Below are 13,521 nucleotides of genomic sequence, written 5' to 3'. Positions count from 1 at the left end.
TGCCTGAGCGGCGAGCCACGCGTCGAAGTCAGCGTTGAGAGCGTTCTGAGCGGCGGTCAGGTTATCCGAAGTATCGTCGAAGTCACAGGCATCGACTGTTTTGTCAGCTGGCTGAGTCAATGTCAGCGGCGGCACCGGGTTTACGGTGTATGTAGCTGTTGTTGTCTGAGTATCGCATATGTCAGTAACAGTCCATGTAATGGTAATGGATCCACCGGCACAGAAGTCGATGTATGAATTATCCCAGTCATTGGATAGAGTTGGGCTACATCCTCCACCTTCGGCGACAGCTGCTGCCTGAGCGGCGAGCCACGCGTCGAAGTCAGCGTTGAGAGCGTTCTGAGCGGCGGTCAGGTTATCCGAAGTATCGTCGAAGTCACAGGCATCGACTGTTTTGTCAGCTGGCTGAGTCAATGTCAGCGGCGGCACCGGGTTTACGGTGTATGTAGCTGTTGTTGTCTGAGTATCGCATATGTCAGTAACAGTCCATGTAATGGTAATGGATCCACCGGCACAGAAGTCGATGTATGAATTATCCCAGTCATTGGATAGAGTTGGGCTACATCCTCCACCTTCGGCGACAGCTGCTGCCTGAGCGGCGAGCCACGCGTCGAAGTCAGCGTTGAGAGCGTTCTGAGCGGCGGTCAGGTTATCCGAAGTATCGTCGAAGTCACAGGCATCGACTGTTTTGTCAGCTGGCTGAGTCAATGTCAGCGGCGGCACCGGGTTTACGGTGTATGTAGCTGTTGTTGTCTGAGTATCGCATATGTCAGTAACAGTCCATGTAATGGTAATGGATCCACCGGCACAGAAGTCGATGTATGAATTATCCCAGTCATTGGATAGAGTTGGGCTACATCCTCCACCTTCGGCGACAGCTGCTGCCTGAGCGGCGAGCCACGCGTCGAAGTCAGCGTTGAGAGCGTTCTGAGCGGCGGTCAGGTTATCCGAAGTATCGTCGAAGTCACAGGCATCGACTGTTTTGTCAGCTGGCTGAGTCAATGTCAGCGGCGGCACCGGGTTTACGGTGTATGTAGCTGTTGTTGTCTGAGTATCGCATATGTCAGTAACAGTCCATGTAATGGTAATGGATCCACCGGCACAGAAGTCGATGTATGAATTATCCCAGTCATTGGATAGAGTTGGGCTACATCCTCCACCTTCGGCGACAGCTGCTGCCTGAGCGGCGAGCCACGCGTCGAAGTCAGCGTTGAGAGCGTTCTGAGCGGCGGTCAGGTTATCCGAAGTATCGTCGAAGTCACAGGCATCGACTGTTTTGTCAGCTGGCTGAGTCAATGTCAGCGGCGGCACCGGGTTTACGGTGTATGTAGCTGTTGTTGTCTGAGTATCGCATATGTCAGTAACAGTCCATGTAATGGTAATGGATCCACCGGCACAGAAGTCGATGTATGAATTATCCCAGTCATTGGATAGAGTTGGGCTACATCCTCCACCTTCGGCGACAGCTGCTGCCTGAGCGGCGAGCCACGCGTCGAAGTCAGCGTTGAGAGCGTTCTGAGCGGCGGTCAGGTTATCCGAAGTATCGTCGAAGTCACAGGCATCGACTGTTTTGTCAGCTGGCTGAGTCAATGTCAGCGGCGGCACCGGGTTTACGGTGTATGTAGCTGTTGTTGTCTGAGTATCGCATATGTCAGTAACAGTCCATGTAATGGTAATGGATCCACCGGCACAGAAGTCGATGTATGAATTATCCCAGTCATTGGATAGAGTTGGGCTACATCCTCCACCTTCGGCGACAGCTGCTGCCTGAGCGGCGAGCCACGCGTCGAAGTCAGCGTTGAGAGCGTTCTGAGCGGCGGTCAGGTTATCCGAAGTATCGTCGAAGTCACAGGCATCGACTGTTTTGTCAGCTGGCTGAGTCAATGTCAGCGGCGGCACCGGGTTTACGGTGTATGTAGCTGTTGTTGTCTGAGTATCGCATATGTCAGTAACAGTCCATGTAATGGTAATGGATCCACCGGCACAGAAGTCGATGTATGAATTATCCCAGTCATTGGATAGAGTTGGGCTACATCCTCCACCTTCGGCGACAGCTGCTGCCTGAGCGGCGAGCCACGCGTCGAAGTCAGCGTTGAGAGCGTTCTGAGCGGCGGTCAGGTTATCCGAAGTATCGTCGAAGTCACAGGCATCGACTGTTTTGTCAGCTGGCTGAGTCAATGTCAGCGGCGGCACCGGGTTTACGGTGTATGTAGCTGTTGTTGTCTGAGTATCGCATATGTCAGTAACAGTCCATGTAATGGTAATGGATCCACCGGCACAGAAGTCGATGTATGAATTATCCCAGTCATTGGATAGAGTTGGGCTACATCCTCCACCTTCGGCGACAGCTGCTGCCTGAGCGGCGAGCCACGCGTCGAAGTCAGCGTTGAGAGCGTTCTGAGCGGCGGTCAGGTTATCCGAAGTATCGTCGAAGTCACAGGCATCGACTGTTTTGTCAGCTGGCTGAGTCAATGTCAGCGGCGGCACCGGGTTTACGGTGTATGTAGCTGTTGTTGTCTGAGTATCGCATATGTCAGTAACAGTCCATGTAATGGTAATGGATCCACCGGCACAGAAGTCGATGTATGAATTATCCCAGTCATTGGATAGAGTTGGGCTACATCCTCCACCTTCGGCGACAGCTGCTGCCTGAGCGGCGAGCCACGCGTCGAAGTCAGCGTTGAGAGCGTTCTGAGCGGCGGTCAGGTTATCCGAAGTATCGTCGAAGTCACAGGCATCGACTGTTTTGTCAGCTGGCTGAGTCAATGTCAGCGGCGGCACCGGGTTTACGGTGTATGTAGCTGTTGTTGTCTGAGTATCGCATATGTCAGTAACAGTCCATGTAATGGTAATGGATCCACCGGCACAGAAGTCGATGTATGAATTATCCCAGTCATTGGATAGAGTTGGGCTACATCCTCCACCTTCGGCGACAGCTGCTGCCTGAGCGGCGAGCCACGCGTCGAAGTCAGCGTTGAGAGCGTTCTGAGCGGCGGTCAGGTTATCCGAAGTATCGTCGAAGTCACAGGCATCGACTGTTTTGTCAGCTGGCTGAGTCAATGTCAGCGGCGGCACCGGGTTTACGGTGTATGTAGCTGTTGTTGTCTGAGTATCGCATATGTCAGTAACAGTCCATGTAATGGTAATGGATCCACCGGCACAGAAGTCGATGTATGAATTATCCCAGTCATTGGATAGAGTTGGGCTACATCCTCCACCTTCGGCGACAGCTGCTGCCTGAGCGGCGAGCCACGCGTCGAAGTCAGCGTTGAGAGCGTTCTGAGCGGCGGTCAGGTTATCCGAAGTATCGTCGAAGTCACAGGCATCGACTGTTTTGTCAGCTGGCTGAGTCAATGTCAGCGGCGGCACCGGGTTTACGGTGTATGTAGCTGTTGTTGTCTGAGTATCGCATATGTCAGTAACAGTCCATGTAATGGTAATGGATCCACCGGCACAGAAGTCGATGTATGAATTATCCCAGTCATTGGATAGAGTTGGGCTACATCCTCCACCTTCGGCGACAGCTGCTGCCTGAGCGGCGAGCCACGCGTCGAAGTCAGCGTTGAGAGCGTTCTGAGCGGCGGTCAGGTTATCCGAAGTATCGTCGAAGTCACAGGCATCGACTGTTTTGTCAGCTGGCTGAGTCAATGTCAGCGGCGGCACCGGGTTTACGGTGTATGTAGCTGTCACATCAGTAGACTGGCAGAGGTCTTCGATGGTCCATGTAATCGTAACAGATCCCCCTGCGCAGTAGTCAATAGACTGAGCAACGAAGTCATTGGTTACTTCTGGGCTGCAGCCACCGCTTGCAGCGAATGCGTTCTGGTTGTCAGTTACCCATTGAGCTATAGCGGCGTCGAGGTTAGCCTGGGCGGAAGCAAGGTCAACATCGTCGAATGTGCATGCATCGACAGTCACGTCAGCTGGGTCAGTCCATGTAATGGCCTGCGGATTTATGACTATTTCTTGGTGGCATGAAGAACTATTTCCACAAGAGTCAATAACAGTAAATGTCCTTGTTATGACAATAGGACAAATTCCAGTACTATCATCTTGGTAAGTAATTTCATACACTCCACAATTATCTGAAACCGAAATTCCTACGATTGTAGTATCTGATAAATTAATAGTAATTGGAACTGTACTAAAAGCAAGTCCGGTTGAATCCATTAATATGTTAACGTCACAAGCTGTAACGTTAATATTTTCCGGGCACGTGATTGTTGGAGGAGTATTGTCTCCAATTGTTATTGTTTGATTACAAGTAGTTTGATTTCCACAGTTGTCGGAGACAGTATAGGTACGGGTTATTGTTTCCGGACAGTCGAGTCCATCACTAGTATCCTGGTATGTAATTGTAAAGACATTACAGTTGTCGGTTGCTGTTCCTCCCAAAGCCTCGAATTCAGCGACAGTGATTGAAGAAGCAGTTTCAGAGTAAGGGAATGTTATCTGGGTATTGAATTCAGAAATATCACAAGCTTCAATACTATCTAATGGCGGACATGAAATAGCAGGACGAACGCTATCCGAGACTGTAATTGTTTGAACTTGAGATGAATCATTTCCGCATTCATCGGTTACGGTCCAGGTACGTGTAATAATAATTTCGTCATCACAGGCTCCTGCCGAATTAACTTCGGTAGATGTTACAACAAGTAATGAAGCCACAGTGCAGTTATCAGATAAATCAGTAACTTCTCCAGTGATGCCTGAGGATGCATCATAATTGCAATCATCATCCTTATAAATTGTAATATCTTCAGGAACCGTAAATGACGGTGGTGTGTAATCATTTAGGGTGATTATTTGTGTGCAGATTGTTGTATTCTCACAATCATCTGTAACTGTATATGTTCTTGTAATCGTTTCCGGACAATCAAGTCCGTCACTTACATCGTGGTAGGTTATTGTAAACACATTACAGTTGTCGGTTGCTGTTCCGCCAAGAGCCTCGAATTCAGGAACTGTAAGTGATTGAGGAGTTTCAGAATATGGGAATGAACCCTGGGCATTAAATTCAGTAATATCACAAGCTTCAATACTATCTAATGGCGGACATGAAATAACAGGGCTAATTGTGTCGGAAACCGTAATGATTTGAGTTTGTGTGGTGTCATTGCCACATTCATCGGTTACACTCCATGTACGCGTAATTGTTGTTTCTCCATCACACGCACCAACAGATTCTGAATCAGAATAAGTAGCTTCCAGGTTTATCGAACAGTTGTCATTCTCGTCACTTACATCACCTGTTATAGAAATAGATGCATCATAACCACAAGTATCATTTTTATAAATAGTAATATCAGGTGGAACCGTAAAATCGGGTGGGATTGTATCATTTATAGTAAATATTTGAGTACAAGTAGCTACATTTCCGCAACTGTCTTCTGCCTGGTAAGTTCTGGTAATAACTTCAGGACAAGTATTTCCATCGGAAGAATCTCCAATAAATGAAACGGTTGCATCATTGCAGCTGTCAATAACTATAATTTGCGAAATATCCGGAGCCGGAATATCAGCAATACATTGAAATGAAGTATCGGGAAGACACGTTATTTCAGGAGGCGTGGTATCCTGAACGTAAATATATTGAGTGTGCGAAGTTGAGTGTCCACATTCATCAAAAGCTGTCCAGGTACGTTCGATTGTATAATTGCATCCATATCCTCCAAATTCTGCAAACACAAGGGTGTCGAGTTCACAATTGTCTGTTGCAGTTACATTTGCAGGCTCAGGTATGTCATTACAACTCACAGTGGTATCGTTTGGTAAGTTATGTAAAATAGGATCTTCATAATCACCAACAGTTACCGTTTGAGTTGCTGAAGTTGAATTTCCACAATAATCAGTGGCTGTCCAGGTTCTGATTAACTGATAATTTCCCTCACATTCACCATCAATTCTGTTTTCTACAAGATCTATTGCGGCATCGCAGTTGTCTGTTGCATATGGTATCGCAGAAGGATCAAAAAGTGTAACTACCTGAATATCGTCAATTAAGTTCCCATATGTGTTATCAGTTGGGGCTCCTTGTATTGCCCGGAATAAAAATGTAGTAGATGTTTGACCTGCTGGAACAGCAAAAGAAAAGGTGTATTGTTCCCAGTAATCTGGTGCTACATTAGCCGGAGATGTAACGGTTGCAACCAAAGAAACATTATTATGGTCTGGGCCGACATATATTCCCATAATATCATCATTTGAGTTATGCCAAATTGGAGGTCTCCATCGATGCCAAAAGGAAACTTGTACCCAAGTGGTAGGAACTGTGCAAAATTCCTGGTAAAAGTCTCCATCAGTATCAGCATTTAATTCAGCATGAAAATTTCCAGAATGAGAGATTACCCCGTTGACACTGCCGGATCTTTGTAGTTCAATATTGTCTGTAGGAGAATCAGTGTCCCAGCCCGGCACATCATTTTCATTTTCATAATCCCAACCCTGACTGGATTGTATGTTATTGTCTTCAAAATCTCCATTTACAAAGCCTTGAATACAGTCTGAACATTCAAATGTTACATCTTCAGGTATATCATGAAGTACAGGAGCTTCATTATCATCGATGGTAAAGGTTTGAGTGCAGGTTGCAGCATTCCCGCATTCATCGGATATGCTGTATACTCTTTCAACATAAATTGGACAGTCTCCGGTTGTAGTGGTTTCACTAATCATATCAAATGATTCGTTCAGAAGAGAGCAATTGTCAGAAACTGAACCTCCTGACGTGATAAAATCAGCAACAGTTGTGGCGGCTGTTGGAATATCAGTAATACATTCCAGTATAAATCCTGAAGGACAATTTATTTCAGGAGGAATGGTGTCGTTTAAAGTTATAGTTTGAATACATGTATCTGAATTTCCACATAAGTCGGTTACTCTGAAACTTCGACTGTAAGTAACTGGACAGGCTCCAGTTTTTGTATCAATGTAGGATATTTGCGAGATGCCGCAGTCTTCGGTTACACTTCCGTTTGCCGCAATGAACTCAGCAAGAGATATGATTGAAATCGTTGAAGAAAAGGGTAATGATGTCAAAGAGTCCAAATCAGTATCACCACAAGCAATCAGTTCGATATCAGGAGGACAATTTACCACAGGGGGAATTTCGTCATTGATCGTAAAAGTTTGCTCACATTGAACCTGATTGTCACATAAATCGGTTACAGTAAAAATTCTCCTGACGTTTGTTGGACAGGTACCGGATAAAACATCCCTGTATGAAATGGTATAGGTACAATTATCACTGGCATCTCCACCAGCTGATTGAAACTGTGCCAATGTGATTATTGTGTCAGTCGCGGAATATGGTAAACCCGTAATGGAGTCCATATCAACCTCAGAGCAGGCTTCTAATACTGCATCATCCGGGCAAACAACAGTCGGGAAATTTGTGTCTGTTCGGGTAATAGTGAATTCACAAGTGGCACTATTTCCACAATTATCCCAGACTTCGTATGTGTTGGTGATTGTTTCCGGACAGGAAGCATTATTTGATACTGAACGAATTAGATCGATGCTTGAATCGTCGACATTACACGGAAAATTGACGATGCCGCCTGCTGCAATGAAATCACTTACTGTTGTAATAATTATTGTATCTGCAGGACACAGTGTTGTGTCTCCACATTCCAGACAAGCATCAACAACCAGAGAGAAAGTATCTGTTGTCTCGCAACCAAACTCAGAAGTGATAGTAACATAATATTCAAATGTTCCGGTGCTGGCAGGAATAAATACAAAAGTAGAATCGTCTCTAACAGATATATTTGAATAATCATTCCAGTCGTAAGTATAACCAGAGGGTAAATCAACAACTATTGAGTCTTCGGAGCAAATTGCTCCGTTCTGAATGGGTGGAATATCAGGTAGGGGATGAACTGTAATATTGTAATTTACAGTGTCTTCTGCACATTCCAGGCCAGTTGCTACTTCCACTGCATATACAGAATAGTTATAATTCCCTGCAGGTAGAGTACTCAAATCTATGGTTGAGGAGGAAACTCCCATTTCTTGTTTGACAATATTTCCTGTGCCATTGATATCGTCATACCAATAAATATTATAGGTTCCGACTGGTTGTGGTGTGCCTGTTACAGATATGTTTTCACCCTCACAAACCTCAACCGAATCAATCAATATATCAATCTCCGGAACAACGGTAACGGTGACAGTATCACAGGCATTAGCTCCATCTATACAGGAAGAGCCCAACAAGTTTCCACAAACTTGATATTGTACGGTAGTTGGTGCATCTGAATCGGGAGTAAAGACACTTGTTAAACAACCGTAAGTGCATGATAAATACTTTTCATATCCGTTTCCTGAAATATCAGTCCAGGTTACAGTCGATTCGTCGATACTTCCTTCAACTTCTATTACATAGTTACATCCAACTCTTGTTCTTATATTTGCAGGTGCTATTGCGCCAGATATTTGAGTAATGCTTATTTGTTGTTTTTCTTTACCAGGCTTGCATACAGTAATAACGTGTACACCCCCACCTTCTACACATATTTCAGTACCAAAAGTTCCTTCGAGGCCACAATCTATTTGGAATGTTTCACTTCCATACGAAGGAGCCTGTACATCTTGAACGATTAAACTAACGGCATTAGGGTCAAGATAAACGGTAATTGATTGACATTCATGATTTGTAGGTTGATCACAACAGGTTCCATCCCTTTGCAACCATTCTCCAATCCAAACTGAGTCCGGAGTTCCCCTTAAATCGGCAATTTGGTGCGGAACAGAAGATTGACAAATACTACAGCCGCAATCATCGTCAACTGTGATTGTATGTGTATATTCTATGGCATTTCCGCACTCATCTTCTGCCTTGTAAATTCTTTGCACAGAGGTAGGACAAAAACCTGGTTGGTTTTCTAAACCAAAATAAGATTCACTGATAAAAGTAACAGTTGCGGTGCCACAATTGTCTGTTGCAGTAATGGTTGAGTCTATATCAGGAATATCATCAGGACACGATACGAGAGTGTCTGAAGGGAAATTGTCAAACGTAGGAGCAATATTGTCTTGTACACCGATCGATTGTGTAACAGTTGAAGTATATGAACTATTGCACACATCAGTTACTGTAAATGTTCTGGTTATTGATAACTCGTTTCCACATCCAACCGGGACTTCTAGATCTGAATATGATATTATTAAATTACTTTCGCAGTTGTCGATTGCAATTGGAGAACCGGTGTTCGATGTGTCACGACTTTCCGCACAATCGATAATTACAGTTGGTGGAGCAGTAATTGCAGGAGGCGAGTCATCCGTTACAGTAATAATTTGTGTACCGGCTGAACTATTGCCGCAATTGTCTGTGGCGGTCCATCGCAAAGTGTATTCATAGGTATAGTCTGTACAGCTTCCATTAAAGGTTTGTGTAGAATTAATCGTGTCTAAGGTAATAACAGGTGCTGCATCACAGTTATCAGTAGCTGTAACCACGGGTGTGAAAGGGTATTCGTCGCAGTTGATTGTTTCATCTGCAGGGATTCCATTCAAAGTAGGAGGGATAGTGTCAATGATAAAAATATTTTGAACCAGTGTATCTGCATTTCCACATTCATCTTCAATAACATAATATCTGTAAATAGTCAAATTACATCCTCCGGGATTTGTATCCGTCCAATGCTGAGTTACCGTAACTATTCCGTCACAATTATCACTTTTGTTTTTGACATGAGTCGTATTTTCTGCGTAAGGAGCAATATTTAAGTCATCGTAACAATCAACAGTGATGTCAGGAAGAGGATCTGCGGTTGGGGGAGTCGTATCGTCAATTAATATATTTTGTTGAATTGTTGAAATATTTCCGTACTGGTCTTCCAACCGGTAGGTCCGAATAACCGAATAGCTGCAATCTCCCGTGCCGGAGTCGTTAATCCAGGTCGCAGTAACAGGCATGCCGCAATTGTCTGTAATATTGGTGATATCGCCCGTATTTGCAGCGGTAATATCATCAAAGCAATTAAACGGACCGAGATTTGGAAGAGGATCAGCATTTGGCGGTTCGTTATCAATTATTGTAACTGTTTGCTGGCAAACTCCCTGATTTCCTTCGTCGTCAGTTGCTACCCAGACAATCGTTGTTGTCCCAACAGAATACACATCAGAAGCATCTCCTGAATTATTGTAATCATTAATTATTGTCGCCACGTTGCAATTATCTGTTGCTGTTGCAACCGGAATAGTAAGATCCGCTTGACACTGGCCCGGATCAACATTCTCAATTATATCGGCAGGACAAATGATTTCTGGCTTCTGGTTATCAATCACAGTTACATCAAAGGAACACGAAGCTGTGCCATTGTTTGCAATATCGGTATATTCGTAAGTTACTGTAGTCGTTCCAAGAGGAAAAGAACCTCCCGGACTAAGTCCCTGCACGAGTGTTCCGGTTAACCCTGTTCCGTCGCAATTATCTTTAAATGTTGGTAAAGTATAATTTACGATGGCATCGCACGAGTCAAGATTGACTTCCACAGATATGTCGTTAGGGCAGCTTTCCTTTGCCGGGACTTCCTGATCAAGCACTGTGACTGTAAAACTGCAAACATTACTGGTATTTCCGGACATGTCAGTTACTTCATAAGTAACGGTCGTAGTTCCTCCCGGGAAGGCGCTTCCGGGAATATGGGAACGGTTCCAGCTTAGGTTTGCTGCCGATGTGCAGTTGTCTGTGGCTGAGGGTTCAATCCACGTGGCTGTTCCTTCGCAACTGCCCAGTGTATTGTTTATCGTTATATTTGAAGGACAATTTGTGATAACCGGTGCTTCATTGTCGGTGACAGTTACGGTTTGCGAACATGTGCCAGTGTTTCCGCTGTTGTCAGTTACTGTCCACACTACAGTGGTAATTCCCACCGGGTATGTATCACTTGCATCGGAAGAATTATTGTAATTGTTGATCGTCGATGCAATTCCGCAATAGTCGCTTGTTGTCGGTGCCGGTATGGTAACAAAAGCTGTACAATTGCCCGCATCAGTACTTTGTGTAATGTTTGAAGAGCAGGTGATGGATGGAGGTGTATTGTCAACCACTTCGACAGTGGCAGTAATGATTGAAATACATCCGTCGCCAGATTCAGCAGTTATCGTAAATGTTGTAGATTGCAGGTTCTGTGGCCCGGAACTGGAGAGCGATCCTGAAATGGTTAAAGATGTTGTTGAACTCGTTGATCCTGATGGCGCAATTCCTGTTAAATTGGTCGTATTTGTTCTGCTCCACGAAAAATCAACCGGAATATCGCTTGTTATAATCAGATCTGAGATTGGCGTTCCCGGACAGATTTGTTGCGAAGGAATATTTACTGATAGATTTGGAAGTGGACTAACTGTTAGGTTTCTTTCTCTGCTATCACTCGTAACATTACAATCTGCACCCGATGAAGGAAATGTAACAGTAACTTTATATTCACCACTTTCCACAGGTGTTGCATTTATAAAAGTTAGCGTTGCTGAATTGGAACCAGAAATGATACCATTGTCTGTTACATTTCCCCAATTGTTTGTACTTATGAATTTCCTCCATTGATATGAAACAGGCGTCTCTCCAGATGTTGTGACGGTATAGGAAAAGTTTTCTCCTTCACAAATTGTGATATCTGTAATAGAGCCATCAGAATATGAAGGGTCAAGACCTGTAATTTCGTTTACGGAGAGTGTAGCAACGTCTGAGATTAGTGTTTCACATTCATCAGAAATAACTGCGCGATATTCTGTACCATCAGGATCTTGTGAACTGCCAACATTTTCAATCCTTAATTCATCAGGTGTTGGAAAAGAAATATTTCCGCCTGCTGAAAGATCAGTAAACGAGCCGTCTGAAGGTGTTTTTCTTTGCCATGTGTATGTGTAACTTCCTGTACCACCTGATGCTGTAACATCATATGATACTATGTGTCCTTCACATTCGATTAAATTTGTTGGTTGTGTTATAATTGAGAGTGGAGGTGGTTCTGTAATTGAGACATTTAGGATTTCTGTTTCACTTGCGTCTGTAATTGTTATTGTATAATTTCCTGCAGTTAAATTATTGATTATAAAATTTGAACCATTTTGAGATGTAGCTGAGCTTGAAATGGGGCCTGACCAGGAGATGTCATATGTACCGTCAATATCTGTAAGCGAGACAGTGATACTTCCATCATTTCCCCCGTTGCACGTAACGTTGCCTTGTGTAAAAGTTACAGCCAATGCTGTTTCCAAGGCACCTAAGCCAGACTTTAGCGAAATGGCGGGTTCAAAAAATGTAATGGAGTGTGAAATGGTAGAAGTGTTTCCATAGATGTCGGCTATCTGATAAGTTCTGGTTAAGGTAAATGGGCAGTTGGTATAATCTTGCTCTGCTGAAATTAGTTTAAAACTGCGTTGGTTAATTTCGCAGTTATCAGAAGCAATTCCCCCCGCTGCCCAGAATTCTTCAAAAGTTTCCCAGGGAGGGATGTATTCGTCGCAGTAGAGATTTAAATCGTGTGGGGCGGTGAAAGATGGTGATTGGTTATCGATTACGGTTACATTGAAGGTGCATTCTTCGCTAAAATTGCCTGATTCATCTTCTGCTAAATAGGTCACTGTCGTCGTTCCAACTGAGAAAATAGTTCCGGGTTCATGTGATTTTTTCCACTGTAAATTTTCGTTTACAGTACAATTGTCATTAGCTGTCGGTTCAACCCAGTTAACAGTGGTTTCGCAACTTCCTTCTTCTGCATAAACAGTAATATCAGGTGGGCAATTAACAAGCATCGGAGACTCATTATCGATAACTGTAACCAGAAAAGAAAGATTTGTCCTGTTGTTTTCAATACCGTCAACAAATGAATATGTAACTTCGGTTGTTCCCAGTTGGAATCTGGTTCCTGATTCGTGAGATGAGTTCCAGCTTATTTCCTCCGGGGTAAAACAGTTGTCAACAGCTTCCGGCTCATTCCAGCTCACATCAGCATAACATTCTCCTTCATTAGTGTTAATGATAATATTGTTAGGGAAATTAAATATTACAGGGACCTGGTTGTCTGATATAGTGACAGTAAATGAACAGTTGGATGTATTGCTGTTTTGGTCGGTTGCAGTGTAAGTTATAATTGTGGTTCCTTCATTGAAGGTGTGGGAACGAATTTGGTTGATGCCGGTAGGTTTTGACTTCCCTTCTGTCGCCCCGGCCATTTCCCAGGTTAATGTTTCAATGTTTCCGACGTGAATAAGTGCTTCTAAATTTCCGGAGATAAAACTTGTACACGCATTCAAATCAGTGTAAGTGGAAATGTCTTCAGGGCAGCTAATTATGCTTGTGTCTTGATTTTCAGACTTTGAGAGCTGGTTTGGATAAGGTAAAAAAGTATACTCCGTTACATCATTTAGGTTTATTAAATAATTTAACGAGTAAATTTTGTACGAATAGTCTCCTTCTGTATTATTTGCACCGCCATTAATAATACGTGTAAAAAGAAGGATTATAAATACAAAAAATCTAATGACTTTTATGTCACTACTTTCTACCAT

The 13,521-nt window shown here is 43.9% G+C and carries 1 protein-coding gene (cut by a window edge); it reads right to left on the bottom strand.

Going from position 1 to position 13,521, the window contains the following annotated elements:
• On the bottom strand, positions 1-13,521 hold the 5' end (the start) of the coding sequence (locus GM418_RS08500) for an HYR domain-containing protein (RefSeq protein ID WP_158865074.1). It extends 21,435 nt beyond the left edge of the window; the window shows 13,521 of its 34,956 coding nt (coding positions 1-13,521); the start codon lies at positions 13,519-13,521; its stop codon lies off the left edge, out of view.

The sequence above is a fragment of the Maribellus comscasis genome (assembly GCF_009762775.1).
Classification (GTDB): Bacteria; Bacteroidota; Bacteroidia; order Bacteroidales; family Prolixibacteraceae; genus Draconibacterium; species Draconibacterium comscasis.
Note: the sequence above shows the minus strand (reverse complement) of the source record. Positions and strands in the feature narration are given on the sequence as shown.